Here is an 18,693-nt window from a genome sequence, read left to right as displayed (position 1 = left end):
AAAATAAGGCGCGACCAGTTGTTGTCGCCCAATAGAAGTGCAATAATTCAATTGTCAGTAAATCTGTGAAACTGGCCCGTTAGCGTGACTCGACTCTGATGCGTTCAGATTTCAGAAGTGAGTTGATTTTCAACCGTCCCGACGATCTGCGAGGCGGTACTTAGGAGGAACCCATGAAAAAAATCGAAGCCATCATCAAGCCTTTCAAACTGGATGAAGTCAAAGAGGCCCTACAAGGCGTTGGACTGCAAGGTATGACCGTTGTGGAAGCCAAAGGGTTTGGCCGCCAGAAAGGGCATACTGAACTTTACCGCGGAGCCGAATACGTGGTGGACTTCCTTCCCAAGCTGAAACTCGAGCTGGTTGTCGCAGACGATCAAGTCGAATCCGCGCTTGAAGCTATTCAAACTGCTGCCAAAACCGGGAAAATTGGTGATGGCAAAATTTTCGTCTCAGACGTTAGTCAGGCGATCCGTATCCGGACGGGTGAATCCGGCGACGCGGCACTTTAAACCAGCCACACACTATAATAATTTTAAAGGCCTTTAGGGAAAGGAATACAGGACTATGTCCGATACAGAAAAATTACTGAAAAAAATCAAAGACGAGGATATCAAATTCGTCGACTTGCGATTCACAGATCCACGCGGGAAAATGCAGCATGTGACCTTCCACACAGATCTTGTTGATGAAGATCTCTTTACGGACGGAACGATGTTTGACGGTTCCTCCATTAGCGGCTGGAAGTCCATCAACGAATCCGACATGGTTCTCTTACCGGATGCGTCAACGGCAAAAATGGATCCGTTTTACCAGCAAGATACACTCGCCGTTTTCTGTGACATTCTGGAACCTGACACAGGTGAAGCCTATAACCGTGACCCACGGGGCACAGCCAAGGCGGCTGAAGAATACATGCGCGCGGCCAATGTGGGCGACGATGTCTTTTTCGGGCCAGAAGCGGAATTCTTTGTCTTTGACGATGTTCGCTGGAATACAGACAAAAACGTTACAGGCTACGCAATTGACTCAGCTGAACTACCTGAGAATACAGGCACGCAGTATCAAGGCGGCAATATGGGCCACCGTCCTGGTCCTAAGGGTGGTTACTTCCCGGTTCCCCCTGTCGACTCCGCGCAGGATATGCGCTCTGAAATGATTTCCGTCATGGAAGAGCTTGGCCTTCGCCCAGAAAAGCATCACCATGAAGTGGCGCCAGCTCAACACGAACTCGGAATGCAGTTCGATACTCTACTGACCATGGCTGACAATATGCAGCTTTATAAGTATCTCGTGCATAATGTGGCTCATGCTTACGGCAAAACCGCCACGTTTATGCCAAAACCAATGTACGCCGATAACGGCACAGGCATGCATGTTCATATGTCTATCTGGAAGGACAAAAAACCACTCTTTGCCGGTGATGAATATGCGGGCTTATCCGATTCCTGCCTTCACTACATTGGCGGCGTCATTAAACACGCCAAAGCTATCAACGCTTTCTCTAATGCCTCAACCAATTCTTATAAGCGCCTGGTTCCGGGCTATGAAGCGCCTGTGATGCTGGCATATTCCAGCCGCAATCGCTCGGCCTCTATCCGTATTCCTTGGACAGCCTCTCCGAAAGGTAAACGTCTGGAAGCCCGCTTCCCGGATCCGGCCGGTAACCCTTATTTGACGTATACAGCGTTGCTCATGGCTGGCCTCGACGGCATTAAAAACAAAATCCATCCAGGCGATCCAATGGATCAGGACTTGTATGAATTGTCTCCGGCGGAAGCGTCCAAGATTCCTCAAGTTTGTGGGTCTCTTCGCGAAGCCTTGGAAGCCCTTGATGCTGACCGTGACTTCTTGAAAGCGGGCAATGTCTTCGATGACGACCAAATCGACGCTTATATCGACTTAAAAATGGAAGAAGTTGAGCGTCTCGCCTTACATCCGCATCCGGTTGAATTCGATATGTATTACAAGTGCTAAGTCACTCGCAAGTTTGAACAAGAAAAGCCGCCTCATAGGCGGCTTTTCTATTTAGTGGGTTTTGGTCCCGCTAATTGACGGCCTCTTACTTTACCGTCAAAGTCACTTTGACTTCAGCATTTAGGGCGTTGGAGACTGGGCATCCGTCTTCAGCGGCTTTAAAAGCCTTATCAATCACACTGCGGTCTGCGCCGGGCGCGTCCAGCGTCACATCAATATCGGACCGGGTAATTTTAAATCCGCCGTCAATTTCTTCCAACTGCACCGTAGCTTTGGTTGAGACATCGTTTGGAACGACGTCGAGACTGCTAAGCTCATTTGCGAACGCCATTGCAAAACACCCGGCATGAGCAGCGCCGATGAGCTCTTCCGGGTTCGTACCGTTCTTATCTTCAAATCGCGTGTTAAAACCGAAAGGCTGGTCCGACAATGCACCGCTATCACTTGATATCGTTCCTTTGCCCTCTTTCAAATTTCCTGACCAATGAGCGGAGGCGTGACGTTTAATAGACATAAAGTTTTCCTTTCCAAAAATGGAGTTGCCTTTGCTATCCGCAGATTTCAGAAAAGTTCCGACCTTGTAAATTCGGGACAATGGATTAGTTTTAAACCATGCCTATCACCCGTCTAAATCGCACCCTCCTCCGCATTACAGGGGAGACAGCCAAGGATTGGCTCGCCGGGCTCATTACCAATACTCTCAATCAGGATATGACCTTTGCCGCCTTGCTCACGCCGCAAGGCAAAATCATCGCTGATTTTTTTGTGACAGAAACTGAAGACGGCTTGATTATTGATACGCCGTCCAAATTTGGCAATGATCTGATCAAACGCCTGACTCTTTATAAAATGCGCGCCGCCATTCAGATTGAAGATATATCCGAGGATTATGACGTTTATGCTCTCTGGGGCGAAGAAGGCACGCAAGGACATGCTGACCCCAGACATGCGTCCCTTGGGAATCGCTTAGTTTCTCAAACTGAACTGACTGGAGACGGAGATTACAACGCCCATCGCCTCTCGCTTGGCGTAGTAGACAGCGAGTGGGATTTTGAGACCGCGACAACTTTTCCCGCTGACGCCAATATGGATTTAGTGAACGGCGTGGATTTCAAGAAGGGATGCTTTATCGGTCAGGAAGTCGTGAGCCGCATGAAACGCATGACGATTGTCAAAAAACGTATGAGGGGCGTTATTCTGCAAGGATCAGCTCAAGCAGGCGACAAAATAATGGCTGGGGAGCGGGTTATTGGAGAGTTGCTCTCGGTTCACGAACAAATGGGTATGGCCATGATCCGGCTTAATCGCTGGAAAGAAGCAGAAGTCGACCCCACAGTGAATGAAATGAATATTGAAATTATGGATTCGGTCAATGGTCACACCGGGTGAAATAGACATAAGGCGAAATGACGTTAGCGCCCTTCCCCGCTTTGCCGCTTTGAATGCGCAGTGGATTGAACAACTTCATCACATGGAAGAGTCCGACAGATTAATGGTCGCACGTCCTCAAATTTATATTGAGAATGGTAGTCACGTTTTTTCAGCTCATATTGCGGGGGTTGTCGCCGGTGTCGTAGCTCTAAAGCGTCATGAACAAGGCAAATATGAACTGACGAAGATGGCTGTCGATGAACAGTTTCGGGGCCAGGGAATTGGTCAAATACTGATGACAGCAGTAGAAGACTTCGCAAGAAACGGCCTGAATTTGGACTCCATTTTTCTGCTCTCCAACACCAAAAATGCGGCAGCCTTACGCCTCTATGCACGCAATGGCTGGACTGTAAATCATGAAGGTCCGCATCCGGTCTACGCCCGCGCCAATATCGGTATGGAGAAAATTTTGTGAGCCGGATGTCTCTGGACAACCGCGTTTTCGTACCCGTCAAGAACACAGATAACGGAGTCATCAGCGGCAAGACGCGATTTCACTTTTGGCAAGAAGGCGTCGTCTTTTTTGCTGATTATTTCGGCGGAGATGTACGCGAAGGCCATATCATTGGGCAGTTCGACGAGACGGGCCGCGGCCATATGCTTTATCATTGCCTGACAACCGAGCGCGACTTGAAGGCAGGAAAAGCCGTCGCAGAATTCACTAAGTTTGAAGATGGCCGTATGGCGATGGATCTGAATTGGGAATGGATAACAGAAAACGACAAACCGGATGAACCCTTTACGGGTCAGTCTCGCTACGAAGAACTTAGCGAACATGAATTGATGAGATGACGGATTTTCCAAATCATAATCCGGACTTACCACGATGCGGATGGGTGCCGCCCGACGATGCGCTTTATTGCGCGTATCACGATGAGGAATGGGGCCGGCCGCTCTACGATTCGAAATCGTTATTCTCTAAATTGATACAAGATGGGCAGCAGGCAGGGCTGGCCTGGATTACTATCCTACGAAAACGAGATAATTTACTCAAAGCCTATGATGGGTTTGACCCTGATATTATCGCGCATTACACAGATGCAGATCGAGCAAGATTGCTCGATAACCCCGGCATCATCCGGTCTCGCCTGAAAATAAATGCAGCCATCACTAACGCGCAAATCTACGTTAAAATGCGCGATGAGGAAGGAATAGACTTTTCAAAATATTTATGGGGCTATGTTGACGGCAAACCCGCTCAAAATGACTGGCAGGAATTTAAAGACGCCCCAGTTGAAACGCCGGAATCCAACGCTCTCTCAAAAGATTTGAAAAAACGCGGCTTTAAATTCGTCGGCCCGGTCATTCTTTACGCCTTTATGCAGGCCGTGGGGATGGTCAACGATCACAGCATCGATTGTCACGTTAACGAATCCTGTAAAACAACCAGGCGGGTATGAAATGATCAAGTCAGCTAAAGGAACCCAGTTTTCAACAATCATGGTTGTCACATTATCAGCCATTATATTGAGCAGCTGCGCATCTCTATTCGAACCAAAACCCGATGAGCCTCCGACCCAAACTGAGGATGAGACCTCGCGAATGGAAGGCTATGTGGATTGCCTGAGAGATAAAGACCGCAAAGTTGAAGACCCGCCCTGCCTGATGAAGTGAGGACATCCAGCCAAAACGCCCTTTCTCTACAAGAATCTTCTGCCTCTTAGGCCTTGAATTCCATGCGCGGAACGTTGCATAGCTGTTTGATAAATAAAAACCTATGAAGGGTTCGGGTATGAAAGCCGTTATCAGTTCCACAGGTCTCTGGACACCGGAAGACTCAATTTCAAATGAAGAACTCGTCGAGAGCTTTAATGCTTATGTCGATAAGTGGAATACAGAGAACGCCGACGCGATTGAGGCAGGTGAACTCGATGCTCTCACTTACTCAAACGCTGAATTTATTGAAAAAGCGTCGGGCGTAAAAGCGCGTTATGTCATTTCGAAAGATCCCATTCTTGATCCCAATATTATGGCGCCGCGTATTCCGGCCCGCCCGGATGAAGAGCCCTCTATTCTGGCTGAAATTGCCGCCAAAGCCGCGCAGCAGGCTCTCGATGCGGTGGGACGTCGCGCCGCGGATGTCGGCGCTGTCATTGTCGCCTGTTCCAACTTACAACGCGGATATCCAGCTATCGCCGTCGAAGTACAATCTATTTTGGGAACGTCCGGATTTGCGTTCGATATGAATGTGGCTTGCTCTTCTGCCACTTTCGGACTTGAAACGGCGCGCGGCCTGATTTTCGGGGGACAGGCAAAATCCGTTTTGGTTGTCAATCCAGAGATCTGCACGGCCCATCTGAATTTCAAAGACCGCGACGCGCATTTCATTTTCGGCGATGTGGCTACCGCGCTTTTAGTTGAATCTGATGACATGGCCCCAGCGGAACATTGGGAAATTATCGGGTCAAAATTAGTAACGCAGTTTTCAAACAACATTCGAAACAATTTCGGCTTTCTAAATAAGGCCGACCCGGAAGATGACGGACTGCACGGCCCCAGAGGACGCAAAGGCCTCACAGATAAGCTCTTCGTTCAGAACGGGCGCAGCGTGTTTAAAGAAGTCGTGCCTTTGGTCGCAAAGATGATTACGCAAGAATGTGAGGTCAACGGGATTGACCCGCACGAGTTGAAACGGATGTGGCTGCATCAGGCAAACCTGAATATGAATGTTTTAATCGCGAAGAAAGTCCTCGGCAAGGATGTCGAGATTGAGCAAGCACCCGTCGTTTTGGATGAATACGCCAATACGAGTTCCGCCGGGTCTATCATTGCTTTTCATAAGTACAGCGATGATTTCGAAGCGGGCGAAACGGGACTAATATGTAGCTTCGGGGCAGGTTATTCCGCCGGCGCCATTTTTGTGCGGAAGGTGGCGTGACGAGAACGCCTCAACCCAAACGCGCTTGGCAAAGAATGCTCTCGGGTCGGCGCCTTGACCTGCTCAACCCCTCTCCTTTTGATATCGAGATCGAAGACATTGCTCGGGGATTAGCGCGGGTTGCGAGGTGGAACGGACAAACTACGGGCTATAACGCCTTTTCCGTGGCCGAACACAGCGTAATTGTCGAAGACCTACTGACAGAGGTTTACCCGGAATCTACGCCGGAGCAGCGCTTAACGGCTCTCCTTCATGACGCCGCTGAATATGTCATTGGAGACATGATAAGCCCGTTCAAAAATGCGCTAGGACTGGATTACAAATCTTTCGAAGCCCGTTTGGAAGAGGCTATACATCTTCGATTCGGTCTTCCGGCAAAAATGCCTCCTCGCCTCAAGAAACGGATCAAACAGTGTGATATTTACTGCGCCTGGTTTGAGGCGACTCAGATTGCAGGTTTTGAAAAAAGCGAAGCCAACGCACTTTTCAAGCAACCTCCAAAAGGTCTAAGCTTGACGCTTTCGCCCTTACCCGTCAGAGAGGCGGAACACGCGTTTCTCGAGCGTTTTGAGGAACTCTCAAACAAGATAGCACGTTAGATCCCTATGCGCAGACTTATCAATACACTCACTATTATCGGCATGGCCCTAGCCATTTTCGCAATTTGCTACCTGCTCTTTGGCCAAACAACAGGGGTTTTCGTCGATAATTCAACCAGCAAGATGACACTGCAGATATTAGCGATGATTGGCGCTTTAATCGCCCTCGTGTTCGGATTTATTGGGCGGGTGATGGACCGCAGAGCGCCGCTTCCGGTTTCCCGTATCAGTAATCTCGGTATTTTTCTTGGTATTATCGGCGGCCTTCTCGTGCTCGCCGTTCCCTATCTCTAAAGACTTAAATACCAGGATTTCAATAGCATCGCTGGTGCCGCGTCCTTATATACGTCATAGGACATTTCTAGGAGGTCAGCAGGACTATGGGTAAAGAACTCATCAATTGGGAAAACGGACGTTGGATCGGCCAAACGCTTGAGGTCGAAAATGGCGTCTGCGCGGTGCCGGATATTCCCGGTAAAGATCTGCCTTATGATGATGATGTCAAAGCCACCACAGATCATCTATACGAACAAGTCAGCGACTTCATCCCTGAATTTGAATGGCCGGCTTACGCCCCGCTCGTTCACGCCATTAACACCCTGAAAAAAGAAAAGAACGCGGTGATCCTCGCGCATAATTACATGACTCCGGATATTTTTGGCCTTGTTGGTGATTATCGCGGCGACAGTCTCGGACTCGCGATCGAGGCCACAAAAACAGATGCCGACATGATTATTCAGGGCGGCGTCCATTTCATGGCCGAAACCTCTAAAATCCTTTGTCCAGACAAACGCGTCTTAATCCCGTCCATGCGGGCCGGGTGCTCTCTTGCCTCTTCCATCACAGGCGATGACGTTAAACTTATCAAACAGCGCTATCCCGGCATTCCGGTTGTCACTTATGTGAACACCTCCGCCGATGTGAAAGCGGAGAGTGATATCTGCTGCACATCATCTAATGCCGTCGCGATAGTCGAGCACATCGCAGCGGAAATGGGCGTAAATAAAGTCATCATGATTCCGGATGAATTTTTGGCCAAAAATGTAGCCAAGCAAACCAATATCGAAGTTATCGCCTGGCATGGCCGCTGCGAAGTTCACGCCCGCTTTTCGGCTCAAGACGTTCGAGAAATGCGCGAATCCAACCCCGGCGTAACGGTTCTGGCCCATCCAGAATGTCCGCCAGAAGTCGTCGCCGAATCCGACTTTACAGGCTCTACGAAAGCGATGAGCGATTACGTGTCTGACAATCGCCCGAAAAATGTGATCCTCCTGACCGAATGTTCCATGTCGGATAATGTCGCCATGGCGAACCCTGACACAGATTTTGTCCGCCCGTGTAACCTCTGTCCGCATATGAAGCGTATCACGCTGGAAAATATGTATCAGTGTCTACGCGACGAGACCAATGAAGTGCTGGTCCCCGAAGACATGCGCGTCAAAGCCTATGACGCTGTCATGCGGATGATTAATGTCACCTTTGATCCAATCAAAGGCCACTTTGACCCTACCCTGCCCCAAGAAGACGTGAAGGTTATCTAAGGCTTTGTCGTTTCCCCTCGACACAAAACGCCTGCCGCCAGGCGCTGTCCTTGTCGTGGGCGCAGGTTTGGCCGGACTTTATTTGGCCTTGAAACTTGCACCGCGTCCGGTTTTCGTACTGACCTCTCGCCGCTCCACCATCGGGGCCGCGTCAGCTTGGGCCCAAGGCGGCATCGCGGCGGCCCTTTCGCCGGATGACTCACCGGAAAGCCACGCCGCCGACACGATTGCGGCTGGGGATGGTCTGGTGGATCCCGCGATTGCCAAAATATTGTCCGAAGAAGGGCCGGCACGGGTCCATGATCTTGCCGAAATGGGCGTGCCGTTTGACCGGGATGATCAAGGGCGTCTCTACCTCTCTTTGGAAGCGGCGCATTCCATGCCGCGCGTTGCTCGCGTGAAAGGCGATACCGCCGGGCGTGAAATTATCAATATTATGGTCAAAAAGGCCCAATCGTCCGAGCATATAACCGGCCTTATCGGCTGGCGTGCAGAGAGCCTACTGACGGATGGATATGGCGGCATTGCGGGCGCGTTGGCACGGCGCGATGACGGAGCCTTACTCGGTATCGAAGCTGATATTACCGTGATGGCGACAGGCGGAATTGGCGGATTATTTTCTGTCACAACAAACCCCAGAACAGCCCGGGGCGACGCGCTCGGCATGGCCGCCGTTGTCGGGGCGAAAATGCGCGATATGGAATTTGTCCAATTCCACCCTACCGCCATTGACGTGGGCCGCGACCCGGCCCCGCTGGCAACAGAAGCCCTACGCGGCGAAGGTGCAACCCTTACCAACTCGGACGGCGTGCGATTTATGCACCGCTATCACGAACAGGGCGAACTTGCGCCGAGAGACGATGTCGCCCGCGCTATTTTTGCGGAAATCCAAGCAGGGCGTCAGCCTTTTCTGGATTGCCGGGAGGCTATAGGCGAACATTTTGACACGGAATTCCCGACCGTTTTCGAGAGCTGTATGAGAGCCGGAATTGATCCACGCACGCAGCTCATTCCGGTTTCTCCGGCGGTGCACTATCATATGGGCGGTTTGGCGACCAATAGTGTCGGACAAACCAATCTCGACGGTCTTTTTGCCGTGGGCGAGTGTAGTGTCACGGGCGTTCACGGGGCAAATCGCTTGGCAAGCAACTCTTTACTCGAAGCAATTGTCTTTGGCGGACGAGCGGCCGCTCATATCAACAATATGGAGATAGCGCCAAAGCGCGCGACAACGATCCGGTCTCAGCCTTGGCTGTCTATGGCCAAAGGGGTGAGTGAGGGGCTTCGCCGGGCTATGACGGATAAATGCGGCGTGCGGCGCAATGCCAAAGACCTGAACGAACTCATTAGTTATATAGATTCGCTCATAAATCAGGTTGGTCGCGCTAATCCGCTCGTAACGTCCCGCATTATTGCTTCTGCCGCCCTTGCCCGCGAAGAAAGCCGCGGCGGACATTTCCGCGACGACTTCCCGGACACGAAAGAGCAGGCGCGCTCTTCCTATCTAACCTATGATTTTCTGTATTAGTGAATATCGACAGAGGACATAAAGCCTTTGTCTTTTTTCACTTTTTTGGGTTTTCCGTAAACATCAATACTGCCCATACCGGACATATCGGCGTCCACGCTTTCCGACGCATAAACACTTGCCGACCCCATTCCAGACATATCAATCGTTACATCTTCGCACTCCAGTCCCCTGGCGTCCATGTCGCCCATCCCGGCATAGTCGACGTCGAGTTTGCCGCAGCGGCCAGAAAGCTCCATTGCGCCTAATCCGGCGAATTCGACCTCAAATTCATTGCTATCAATTCCGTAAATTTCGCCGTTGCCGATCCCTGTAACCTCAAGTCCATTCAGAGACGGCAGCGTGATCGTAATGTCGATTCCCTTATTTTTTTTACCCCTCCAGGACCGCTTCTTCTCATCTTCGTCATTATCCAAATACAAGGTTCCATCATCAACATAAACATTGAGATGAGACATATAGCGCTCTTCCCCGGAGGTCTTGATTGAGAAATTTGAACCCCCGACCTCCACATCCATATTAAAAACTCCAACCACGGAAATTTTATCAAAGTCTTGATAGTCATAGCTCTGCTCGACGCGGGTTTTGCTGTCAGAGTTTTCATCGTGATCGGGGTGGGCTTGAGCGCTAAACGTTGTTCCCATGGCACCGGCAACAACGATTATAGATGCAAAAGCAATTTTAATTTGTTTCTTAGTTTCTAAGTGGGTCATAACAATCTCCTTTTATTGTTATTCGATAATACTTCGCGGTCAGCAAGTCAATTTCTTATTGAAAAACAATAAATATTGTTCTCATTAACAATCGCTCACATTTAATCCTGACAGTATTTCGGCATTGATTTGCCATGAGGGCGGGACATAATAGTCGAAAATATAGGAGATTTTATGCGTTTAATTGCCCTCACCTCACTCGTCGTTTTAGGACTTGCCGCCTGCGCTCCCGCCTCGGCGCCTCATATCAGCCCGGCTGAAACTCGAACCTCCAGCCTAGATGTTAGTGCAACCGGAAAAGTTTCTGCCGCGCCCGATCGCGCAACTGTAAGCGCAGGTGTTGTGACTGAAGGGAAAACTGCACAGCAAGCTATGATTGCCAATGCGACGAAGATGAATTCCGTTTTCGAGGAATTAAAAGCCGCTGGAATTCCTGAAAGCAACATTCAGACGAGCCAGCTTTCTCTACAACCCCGATACAATTACCAAGACCGCCAAACACCAACAATTGACGGTTACGAAGCGCGAAATACCGTTACTGCAAAGAGTGAGGATTTACAATCCGTGGGCGCAATGCTGGACGCCCTTGTTAAAGCAGGTGTGAATAATATTGGCGGCATTAATTTCTCAATCGACAATCCAGATAACGCCATGAACGAAGCTCGTGCTAAAGCTATTAGTGCAGCAAAATTAAAAGCCGAAACAATGGCAGACGCCGCAGGCGTAAAACTCGGCAAGTTATTGAATATGAGCGAAGCTAACAGCAGTGGGCAGCCCCGGCCGATGATGATGCAGGCGGGTTTCCGAAGTGATTCTATGGAAAGCGCACCGACGCCAATTGCAAGTGGTGAGCAATCCCTCGAGGTCACGGTCAACCTTAGCTACGCGATTGAACAATAAAAAAACGGGGCCTCAAGCCCCGTTACATTTTATTTTAGTTGAAATCAGAACTGTCTGATGTCCCGCCTTAATGAACAGGCGGGATAATTACATCATTGTTCTCATCGAGGAGAACGACATCTGGGGCGTAATTACGGGCTTTTTCGGCTTCCATCTGACAATAGGAGATAATGATAATCTTGTCTCCGATCTGAACGCGCCGCGCCGCGGCGCCGTTAAGGCCAAATGTCTTTGAACCGCGAGGCGCAGTAATCGCATAGGTCGTAAATCGCTCGCCATTTGTGATGTTGAGAATATCTACTTGCTCGTTCGGCAAGATACCGGAGCGCTCCAAAAGGTCCTGATCAATTGAGATCGACCCCTCATAATGTAGATCGGCTTGTGTCACCGTGGCCCGGTGAATTTTACCTTTCATCATAGTCAGAAGCATATTGCTCTCCTTTCGTCTTCACGCCCTATATAGGCATGGCAGGGTCATTACAAAAGGTGAAGGCACAAAAATGCAGGGCTGTTCTGTGTTTCAGGCACACTCCGTCTTCTCCTTGGGGTTTTGAGAAAATTGGACTAGAGACCGCTCATGACTGATAATATTGCGATATTCATTACCGGGGGTACATTGGACAAAGTCCATGATACCAAGACAGAGGGGCTTATCTTTGACCCCAAGAGGAAGTCTAGAGTGTCTGCAATCCTGCGGCAGGGCAGAAGTCGGGCTGTTCGTCAGGAGGTTTTGTTTCAAATTGACAGCCTCGACATGACTGACGACCACCGCGAGGAAATATATCAAGCCGTCATAAACGCGCCGGAAGACCATATTATTATCACTCATGGAACCGGTACAATGGAACTCAGCGCCCAATATCTGGATGGAAAAGTGGAAAATAAGACCGTTATCCTGACCGGAGCCATGCGGCCGCAATCTCTCGGCCGTTCGGATGCCGGCTTTAATTTGGGCGGAGCCATGATCGCCGTACAAACCCTCCCCGCTGGAGTTTACGGCATTATGAATGGTCAGGTTTTTGAGGCGCAAACTCTGCATAAAAACACAGAGACGGGACGTTTTGACGACTAATGCAGCGCCGAACCCTGTTAAGACGGCGCGCCCCCAGCCTTAGTTATCGACATTCATAGTGCCTTGGCGTAATTAACCTCAACGTTTCGTTTTTGGGGAAATTCTGCCGTGACACTTTGTTTTAAAAATGCTGCCATTTTGATAGCACCTTTGGCGCTCATCGCCTGTAATGCGGCCGAGACGGCCCAAGCACAGGCAACCCCTCCTGAAACTGAAACGGCGAGCAATACAAAGACCGGTGCTCTTCCGACCTTAGAGTATGAGAAGATAACACTGGAAAATGGTCTGGACGTTATTTTCCATGTCGATAGATCAGATCCGGTCGTTGCAATTGACCTGGCCGCCCATGTCGGATCAGGACGCGAAGTTCCCGGAAAAACCGGGTTTGCCCATTTGTTCGAACACTTGCTTTTCCTTGATTCTGAAAATCTGGGCTATGGCGGCTTGGATGAAATGAACACACGCATTGGCGGCGAAGGTACGAACGGATTTACCACCAACGACATGACCCAATATTTTCAAGCTGTCCCCAAGGATGGACTAGAGAAAATTATCTGGGCCGAAGCTGACAAGCTCGGATGGTTCATTAATACGGTCAACCAGAACGTTATTGACCGTGAAAAACAAGTCGTAAAGAACGAGAAACGACAACGCGTAGACAACCAACCTTATGGGCATAATCTGTATGTCATTGGCAAAGCAATTTATCCCGAAGGCCACCCCTATAACCACCAAGTCATCGGATCATTAGAAGATCTCGAAAACGCGACCTTGGAAGATACCAAAGAATTTTTCGCGAAATGGTATAAACCGGACAATGTAACCGTCACGATTGCGGGTGACTTTGACATGGATGAAGCCCAATCTCTCGTGAAAAAGTATTTCGGAGAAATTCCGGCCGGTGACCCGACACCAAAAATCACGGCCCAGCCGGTTAAATTGGAAGAGACTAAAATCTTCTTCCACGAAGATAATTTCGCCACGGTACCACAACTTACCATGGCTTGGCCTGCTGTACCCGAATACCATCCCGATTCCTACGCTCTGAATATCCTTCTGGATTACCTGACCGAAGGGAAACAGGCGCCAATGAACGAAGTTCTTATTGACGAAGAGCAACTGACGACTGGCGTGGGAGGGTTCAATTACACAAAAGAAATAGCTGGGGAGTTATATATCTTTATCTCACCCAAAGCCGGAGAAGATACAGACGATCTCCTCCCGGCAATCCAATCGGCCTTTGCCCGTTTCGAAGAAAACGGTATCCCTGAAAAAGCGCTGCAGCGTATCAAGACCGAAGCCGAAGTCGCCGTATATGACGAAGTTCAAAGCGCTCTCGGCAAAGCCATTGCTCTTGGTGAGTATAACGTATTCAAAGGCGACCCCGGCTTTTTCACCACAGACGTCGAACGTCTTCGCGAAGTCTCTGCCGAAGACGTCATGGATGTTTATAACCGCTACATCAAAGACCAACCCTATGTCGCAACGAGCTTTGTACCGATGGGACAATTGGATCTGGCTCTCGAAGGCGCACAAAAAGCGGAAGTAGTTGAAGAGGTTGTCGTTCAAGGCGCTGAAAAGGACGTCGCATACGATCCTGACGCTCGCATATTCGAGCCCTCCCCGTCTTCCTTTGACCGCACGGTCGAACCGCCTTTCGGAGATAGCTACACCCTACCGTCGCCACAAATCTGGCACGCGGACGGTGAAAACGGTCTGACAATGTTCGGCATTCAGTCCGACGAAGTTCCGCTTATTGAGTTTTCTCTTGATTTTGACGCCGGTAAAAACCGCGCGCCGCTCAGCACGCCGGGTCTTGCGGCCTTTACCGGGGATATGCTCCTTAAAGGCGCTGGTGATTACGATACAGCCGCGTTCGAAGAGGCTCTCGGGGAACTTGGCTCAGAGTTCTCCGTTTCAACAGGAGATCAATTTACAACGATTAGTGGCAAGACCTTGGCTCGTAACCTACCAGAAACAGTCGCGCTTTTGTCCAATATCATCAACGCGCCCGCCTTTGATGAAACGGAGTTCGAAACCCTCCGCGAGAATTACGCTCAAAACGCCGTCGCGTCTCTGGCCAATCCCAATTTTGTGGCCCTTCGAGAATCTGATAAACTGGCCTATGCCGAAGAAACGCCTTTGGCGACGGCAGGATCGGGGTCAGAAGATCAGGTTCGCGCTATTACGCTTGACGCTGTGAAGGTATTTCATTCGAAATATTATGACGTTTCAACCGCGAAGTTAAATATCGTTGGGGATTTCGAAGCCGGCCAGGCTGAGACGCTGTTTGGGAATATCGCAGACCCTGTTGAAGTCTCCGCCGAGCCAAAGCCTCTGCCAAAACTGAAACCCGTCGATGAGACGACAGTTTATTTTTATAATATTCCAGAGGCAAAACAATCTGTCATCCGGATGGAACGTCCGGCCCTACCAGTAACGGATCCGGATTATGCCAAGCTTGAGGCTTTAAACTTCCCTCTCGGCGGCATTTATACATCAAAGCTGAATACAACCCTACGGGTAGATAAAGGCTATACTTATGGCATCCGCTCCTACGCAAACGGCAATGCGACTGACGGAACCTTCGGCGTACAAACTTCCGTCCGAACAAATGCGACCAAAGAAAGTCTAGAGCTTATCCGCGACATCCTCAAAGACCATGCCGAAGGTATGGAAAGTGAAGAACTGTCGGAGACAAAAGATGCTCTCCTTCGTGGTCAGGCTCTAAAGAATGAAACGCTTGGCGACAAATTGCGTCTAGTACAAGAGATCAGCCGGAACGGCCTGCCAGATGACATCAACGCTCAGAATATGGAACGTGTTAAAGCTATGCCGCTAACTGACGCCAAAGCCTTAATGAGCGACTATATCCGCCCTGACGCTATGCGGGTCGTCGTGGTTGGAGATGCGTCCTCGCAAGCTGAGCGATTAAATGACCTTGGATTCGGCGACGCCGTTCTACTGAACGGCGAGACTGAATAAATGCGCTTACTGCTTTTGCCATTCAGCCTTTTACTATTGGCTGGCTGCAATGAAAGCAGCAGCGATTCCTTCCATGGCAGTAGATCTGCTGCCCCGCCGCCAGTCGCCATGGAAAGCGATATGGCCTATAGCAAGGCGGCCTCGGAGCCTGCGCCGACTGCGTCAAATAATCCGACGTCTCAATCTTATCTCGCTTATCGGTATAATTACGGTTTCGACTTGCCCGCAAAATCTGTGGCGGCAACGGCGAAATCCCACGCAAAGATTTGTCAGGATGCAGGACCGGGCAAATGCCAGCTCCTGTCTTCATCAACCAATGACACTAATAACGATTATGTCAGCGCTAATCTAAGCCTTCGCGCTGAACCCGCTTGGCTTGAGACCTTCATAGGGCAAATACAGACTTCTGTGTCCGAGCAGGATGGGCGCATGACGTCTAATTCAGTTTCAGCTGAGGATCTGACCCGTTCGATTTTGGATACGGATGCGCGGCTAAAGGCGCAGACAACTTTGCGGGACCGCCTCCAAGGACTGCTCGCCACACGTGACGCCGAACTTCCCGACCTTCTGGCACTTGAACGGGAACTCGCCCGCGTTCAAAGCGAGATAGAGAGCGCCACGACGACGCTTGCCGTTTTGCGGCAACGCGTGACCATGTCTCAGGTGGACATTAATTACCGGTCGCAAAGCGTCGCCGTAAGCCGGAGCGCTTTTGCCCCTATCGCCGCCGCGTTGAAAAGCTTTTTTGGTGAGCTTTCCCAAGGATTAGCGGGCGTCATTCGCTTTTTGGCGTTCATACTCCCGTGGGTAATTTTCGTAATCCTACCCGGACTCTTTTTACTGCGTTGGATTTGGCGTCGCCGAAAAAAGAAATCTGTCTAATTTATGTTTTTAAGTATTGTTTTTGTCTTGGTCGGCTTCGGCCTGTTGATGGGCGGCGGTGAGTGCCTTGTCCGAGGCTCTGTCGTCATTGCAAACCGTATGGGACTTTCCAAAGCCCTGATTGGCGCGACTTTTGTTGGGTTTGGAACATCCATGCCGGAATTTGTGGCCAGCTTTGGCGCCGCCGCAAGCGGCGAAGACGCCATAGCCCTTGGCAATGTTGTCGGCTCGGATACGGTCAACTTGCTTTTAATACTGGGCGTGTGTTCGCTAATCTATCCCATGGCAGCCCCGAGAGGGCGCCTAGGCCTCGATTTCTTTTTCGTGATGCTGGCGTCACTCATCTGCCTGCTCATTATTTATTTTGGCGCCCTTCCCGTTTGGGCCGCTGGCGTTTTATTGGCCATTTTTGTTACTTATATGGTGCAACTTTTTCGCTCGGATAAAGGCGGGTTCGAAAGCGAAGTGTCGATCATTTCACTCTCGATGCCCACCGCTCTTATTATGAGTATTTTTGGAATTGCTCTACTTGTCGCTGGCGCAGAGATTTTAATCAAAGGCGCAACCGGTATTGCGACTTTCTTCAACGTGCCGGAAGCTATAATCGGAATTACGATTGTCGGCGTCGGCACATCTGCGCCGGAACTTTTTGCCTCCATCATGGCAAGCTTCAAAAAAGAAAATGCCATCGCTTTCGGTAATATTATTGGATCGAATATTTTTAACGTCTTCGCCGTCTTAGGAATTACAGGCTTGGTCTTCCCATTGAATGATCTAGCAGGGTTTTCAATTTGGGACGGTATCGTTCTTGTCGGCGCCACATTCGCCATGTTTGTTTTCGCTGCGACGCGCGAGCGAATTTCACGTTGGGAAGGCGGCCTGATGACGGCCGCCTATATTGCTTACTTGGTATGGCTCGTGATGCGAGCCACTACCTGAGGTTCGACCTAATTTGCCGCTTCGGCTTCGACGGCTTCAAGAACCCGCAAGAGATTACCACCCCAGATTTTGCCGATCTCTTCGGTAGAGTACCCCCGGCGGATCAGTTCAGCCGTTACATTTTCTGTTTCCGACGCATCTTTCCAGCCAATAATACCGCCGCCGCCGTCAAAGTCTGACGCGATTCCGACATGGTCGATACCGGCCACACTGACGGCGTGGTCAATGTGATCGACAAAATTGGATACATTTGCCTCTGGAGACATTGCCGTTATTTCGGCGCGTCTCTCGCTATACACGTCACGCTTAGCTTGGTCCCAAGCACTGCGATCGCCGAACTCTGCATCCAGGGCGTCCCGTGCCGCTTTCTGCTCTGGTGTCGGGAGTTTCACATAGCTTCCCAAGGCCACCATCTGAGCCACGCCATTTACGTCGCGAATTTTCCGAAGCTGTTCATCGTCGAGATTACGTTCTGTATCCGCAATGGCTTTTACGCCCGAATGAGACGCAATAATCGGGGTGGTGGATAGATCCGCGGCCTGCATCATTGTGGCTTTGCCGGTGTGGCTGACATCAACCATGATCCCGTTCTCATTCAAAGCCCGAACCAAATCTTCACCGAGCGGTGAAAGCCCATTCCATTTCGGGCCTGTATCGCGCTCAGGGTTAGGGTTGGAACTGTCTCCGAACTGGTTGTGGCCGAAGTGAGTCAGGCCCACATATCGAACCCCCCGTTCCGCCCAAAGAGGTATGGACTCCACGCTCTCCCCTAACGGATAAGCATTTTCCATTCCGATCAAAACAGCATGTTTTCCGTCGCCAACAATGCGGCGTACATCCTCTGCCGTTCTGGCCATCTCTATACTCTCTGGATAGGCTTGAGACATCTGCGTGATCGCTTTGACGCGGGTTTCCGCAATCTCGAGGCCCTCGGCATAGCCTTCAGCCGTCAGGTCGCCTTGCGGCGTGTAAACAATCCAAAACCCGCTATCGAGCTTTCCGGAAACAAGTTTGGGAAGGTCGACTTGAAGGTCTGTTGCCAGCCCAGGGTCAATTTCGCTCATATAAGTCAGAGGGATATCGATATGCGTATCAAGAGTGAGAGCCGCGTCATGAACCTCCGCAACGCTCATTTCTGGCGCCGAAGTCGTTGTTTGGCAGGCTGCCAATGTCAGAGCCGATAGGCCTAAAAGTGTGTATTGTTTGAATGTCATAATCGTCCTCGCTTCAAATTTATTATGAAATATA

The 18,693-nt window shown here is 50.3% G+C and carries 21 protein-coding genes; 17 read left to right on the top strand and 4 right to left on the bottom strand.

The features are described 5' to 3' along the window. Positions 1-173: 173 nt before the first annotated feature. Complete coding sequence (locus tag ACNA05_RS09875; protein ID WP_415811315.1) at positions 174-512, top strand: P-II family nitrogen regulator; 339 nt, start codon at positions 174-176, stop codon at positions 510-512. A 55-nt stretch (positions 513-567) separates the two neighbouring features. Then, complete coding sequence (gene glnA, locus ACNA05_RS09870) at positions 568-1,977, top strand: type I glutamate--ammonia ligase (RefSeq protein ID WP_415811314.1); 1,410 nt, start codon at positions 568-570, stop codon at positions 1,975-1,977. 85 nt (positions 1,978-2,062) lie between these two features. On the opposite strand, the gene ACNA05_RS09865 is transcribed toward glnA, so the two are convergent. Beyond that, positions 2,063-2,491, bottom strand: a complete 429-nt coding sequence (locus ACNA05_RS09865) for an OsmC family protein (protein WP_415811313.1) — start codon at positions 2,489-2,491, stop codon at positions 2,063-2,065. 98 nt (positions 2,492-2,589) lie between these two features. Between ACNA05_RS09865 and ygfZ the strand changes: the two genes are divergently transcribed. The 10 genes from ygfZ to ACNA05_RS09815 all read left to right on the top strand — a co-directional run bounded on the left by ygfZ (position 2,590) and on the right by ACNA05_RS09815 (position 9,954). Beyond that, on the top strand, positions 2,590-3,366 hold the full coding sequence (gene ygfZ, locus ACNA05_RS09860; RefSeq protein ID WP_415811312.1) for a CAF17-like 4Fe-4S cluster assembly/insertion protein YgfZ: 777 nt from the start codon (positions 2,590-2,592) through the stop codon (positions 3,364-3,366). After that, positions 3,350-3,823: a GNAT family N-acetyltransferase gene (locus ACNA05_RS09855; protein WP_415811311.1), complete on the top strand. Its 474-nt coding sequence runs from the start codon at positions 3,350-3,352 to the stop codon at positions 3,821-3,823. Before ygfZ ends, ACNA05_RS09855 begins: the two co-directional genes overlap by 17 nt. After that, positions 3,820-4,200 carry a hypothetical protein gene (locus tag ACNA05_RS09850; protein ID WP_415811310.1) on the top strand — a complete coding sequence of 127 codons (381 nt, stop codon included), beginning with the start codon at positions 3,820-3,822 and terminating at the stop codon, positions 4,198-4,200. The genes ACNA05_RS09855 and ACNA05_RS09850 overlap by 4 nt, the downstream gene beginning before the upstream one ends. Then, positions 4,197-4,808 (top strand): DNA-3-methyladenine glycosylase I, encoded by a 612-nt coding sequence (locus ACNA05_RS09845; RefSeq protein ID WP_415811309.1) that lies wholly within the window; start codon positions 4,197-4,199, stop codon positions 4,806-4,808. Before ACNA05_RS09850 ends, ACNA05_RS09845 begins: the two co-directional genes overlap by 4 nt. A gap of 1 nt (position 4,809) precedes the next feature. Further along, positions 4,810-5,022 carry a hypothetical protein gene (locus ACNA05_RS09840; RefSeq protein WP_415811308.1) on the top strand — a complete coding sequence of 71 codons (213 nt, stop codon included), beginning with the start codon at positions 4,810-4,812 and terminating at the stop codon, positions 5,020-5,022. 118 nt (positions 5,023-5,140) lie between these two features. Continuing rightward, positions 5,141-6,286, top strand: coding sequence for a beta-ketoacyl-ACP synthase III (locus tag ACNA05_RS09835; RefSeq protein WP_415811307.1), 1,146 nt, complete (start codon positions 5,141-5,143; stop codon positions 6,284-6,286). A 35-nt stretch (positions 6,287-6,321) separates the two neighbouring features. Then, positions 6,322-6,885: an HD family hydrolase gene (locus tag ACNA05_RS09830; protein WP_415811546.1), complete on the top strand. Its 564-nt coding sequence runs from the start codon at positions 6,322-6,324 to the stop codon at positions 6,883-6,885. A gap of 6 nt (positions 6,886-6,891) precedes the next feature. After that, a complete protein-coding gene (locus ACNA05_RS09825) occupies positions 6,892-7,179 on the top strand; it encodes a hypothetical protein (protein ID WP_415811306.1) in 288 nt (95 codons plus the stop codon). Between the two features lie 86 nt (positions 7,180-7,265). Next, on the top strand, positions 7,266-8,426 hold the full coding sequence (gene nadA, locus ACNA05_RS09820; RefSeq protein WP_415811305.1) for a quinolinate synthase NadA: 1,161 nt from the start codon (positions 7,266-7,268) through the stop codon (positions 8,424-8,426). Positions 8,427-8,430: 4 nt separating this feature from the next. Continuing rightward, positions 8,431-9,954 (top strand): L-aspartate oxidase, encoded by a 1,524-nt coding sequence (locus ACNA05_RS09815; protein ID WP_415811304.1) that lies wholly within the window; start codon positions 8,431-8,433, stop codon positions 9,952-9,954. Here ACNA05_RS09815 and ACNA05_RS09810 read toward each other — a convergent pair. Next, positions 9,951-10,667, bottom strand: a complete 717-nt coding sequence (locus ACNA05_RS09810; protein ID WP_415811303.1) for a head GIN domain-containing protein — start codon at positions 10,665-10,667, stop codon at positions 9,951-9,953. The two genes, ACNA05_RS09815 and ACNA05_RS09810, sit on opposite strands and share 4 nt — an antisense overlap. A gap of 174 nt (positions 10,668-10,841) precedes the next feature. On the opposite strand from ACNA05_RS09810, the gene ACNA05_RS09805 reads away from it, so the two are divergent. After that, on the top strand, positions 10,842-11,567 hold the full coding sequence (locus tag ACNA05_RS09805; protein ID WP_415811302.1) for an SIMPL domain-containing protein: 726 nt from the start codon (positions 10,842-10,844) through the stop codon (positions 11,565-11,567). 67 nt (positions 11,568-11,634) lie between these two features. On the opposite strand, the gene panD is transcribed toward ACNA05_RS09805, so the two are convergent. Continuing rightward, positions 11,635-11,997: an aspartate 1-decarboxylase gene (panD, locus tag ACNA05_RS09800; RefSeq protein WP_415811301.1), complete on the bottom strand. Its 363-nt coding sequence runs from the start codon at positions 11,995-11,997 to the stop codon at positions 11,635-11,637. Between the two features lie 147 nt (positions 11,998-12,144). On the opposite strand from panD, the gene ACNA05_RS09795 reads away from it, so the two are divergent. From ACNA05_RS09795 to ACNA05_RS09780, 4 genes are all read left to right on the top strand, one after another. Continuing rightward, positions 12,145-12,639 (top strand): asparaginase domain-containing protein, encoded by a 495-nt coding sequence (locus tag ACNA05_RS09795; RefSeq protein ID WP_415811300.1) that lies wholly within the window; start codon positions 12,145-12,147, stop codon positions 12,637-12,639. 108 nt (positions 12,640-12,747) lie between these two features. Further along, positions 12,748-15,624, top strand: coding sequence for a M16 family metallopeptidase (locus ACNA05_RS09790; RefSeq protein ID WP_415811299.1), 2,877 nt, complete (start codon positions 12,748-12,750; stop codon positions 15,622-15,624). Beyond that, the gene (locus ACNA05_RS09785; protein ID WP_415811298.1) at positions 15,625-16,506 is read left to right on the top strand and encodes a DUF4349 domain-containing protein; all 882 of its coding nucleotides are present in this window, start codon (positions 15,625-15,627) and stop codon (positions 16,504-16,506) included. Between the two features lie 3 nt (positions 16,507-16,509). Beyond that, complete coding sequence (locus ACNA05_RS09780) at positions 16,510-17,445, top strand: calcium/sodium antiporter (protein WP_415811297.1); 936 nt, start codon at positions 16,510-16,512, stop codon at positions 17,443-17,445. Between the two features lie 8 nt (positions 17,446-17,453). Here the strand turns inward: ACNA05_RS09780 and ACNA05_RS09775 are convergent, their stop codons facing one another. After that, positions 17,454-18,659, bottom strand: a complete 1,206-nt coding sequence (locus tag ACNA05_RS09775) for a dipeptidase (protein ID WP_415811296.1) — start codon at positions 18,657-18,659, stop codon at positions 17,454-17,456. Positions 18,660-18,693: the final 34 nt, after the last annotated feature.

The sequence above is a fragment of the Litorimonas haliclonae genome (assembly GCF_965138505.1).
Lineage (GTDB): Bacteria > Pseudomonadota > Alphaproteobacteria > Caulobacterales > Maricaulaceae > Litorimonas > Litorimonas haliclonae.
The sequence above is the reverse complement of the archived record's forward strand: the minus strand, read 5'-3'. Positions and strand labels throughout refer to the sequence as shown.

What these genes read in the sequence shown, in the direction of transcription:
- ACNA05_RS09875 (WP_415811315.1), top strand. Translation starts at nt 174, where the DNA reads ATGAAAAAAATCGAAGCCATCATCAAGCCTTTCAAACTGGATGAAGTC.
- glnA (WP_415811314.1), top strand. Translation starts at nt 568, where the DNA reads ATGTCCGATACAGAAAAATTACTGAAAAAAATCAAAGACGAGGATATC.
- ACNA05_RS09865 (WP_415811313.1), bottom strand. Translation starts at nt 2,491, where the DNA reads ATGTCTATTAAACGTCACGCCTCCGCTCATTGGTCAGGAAATTTGAAA.
- ygfZ (WP_415811312.1), top strand. Translation starts at nt 2,590, where the DNA reads ATGCCTATCACCCGTCTAAATCGCACCCTCCTCCGCATTACAGGGGAG.
- ACNA05_RS09855 (WP_415811311.1), top strand. Translation starts at nt 3,350, where the DNA reads ATGGTCACACCGGGTGAAATAGACATAAGGCGAAATGACGTTAGCGCC.
- ACNA05_RS09845 (WP_415811309.1), top strand. Translation starts at nt 4,197, where the DNA reads ATGACGGATTTTCCAAATCATAATCCGGACTTACCACGATGCGGATGG.
- ACNA05_RS09840 (WP_415811308.1), top strand. Translation starts at nt 4,810, where the DNA reads ATGATCAAGTCAGCTAAAGGAACCCAGTTTTCAACAATCATGGTTGTC.
- ACNA05_RS09835 (WP_415811307.1), top strand. Translation starts at nt 5,141, where the DNA reads ATGAAAGCCGTTATCAGTTCCACAGGTCTCTGGACACCGGAAGACTCA.
- ACNA05_RS09830 (WP_415811546.1), top strand. Translation starts at nt 6,322, where the DNA reads ATGCTCTCGGGTCGGCGCCTTGACCTGCTCAACCCCTCTCCTTTTGAT.
- ACNA05_RS09825 (WP_415811306.1), top strand. Translation starts at nt 6,892, where the DNA reads ATGCGCAGACTTATCAATACACTCACTATTATCGGCATGGCCCTAGCC.
- nadA (WP_415811305.1), top strand. Translation starts at nt 7,266, where the DNA reads ATGGGTAAAGAACTCATCAATTGGGAAAACGGACGTTGGATCGGCCAA.
- ACNA05_RS09810 (WP_415811303.1), bottom strand. Translation starts at nt 10,667, where the DNA reads ATGACCCACTTAGAAACTAAGAAACAAATTAAAATTGCTTTTGCATCT.
- ACNA05_RS09805 (WP_415811302.1), top strand. Translation starts at nt 10,842, where the DNA reads ATGCGTTTAATTGCCCTCACCTCACTCGTCGTTTTAGGACTTGCCGCC.
- panD (WP_415811301.1), bottom strand. Translation starts at nt 11,997, where the DNA reads ATGCTTCTGACTATGATGAAAGGTAAAATTCACCGGGCCACGGTGACA.
- ACNA05_RS09795 (WP_415811300.1), top strand. Translation starts at nt 12,145, where the DNA reads ATGACTGATAATATTGCGATATTCATTACCGGGGGTACATTGGACAAA.
- ACNA05_RS09785 (WP_415811298.1), top strand. Translation starts at nt 15,625, where the DNA reads ATGCGCTTACTGCTTTTGCCATTCAGCCTTTTACTATTGGCTGGCTGC.
- ACNA05_RS09780 (WP_415811297.1), top strand. Translation starts at nt 16,510, where the DNA reads ATGTTTTTAAGTATTGTTTTTGTCTTGGTCGGCTTCGGCCTGTTGATG.
- ACNA05_RS09775 (WP_415811296.1), bottom strand. Translation starts at nt 18,659, where the DNA reads ATGACATTCAAACAATACACACTTTTAGGCCTATCGGCTCTGACATTG.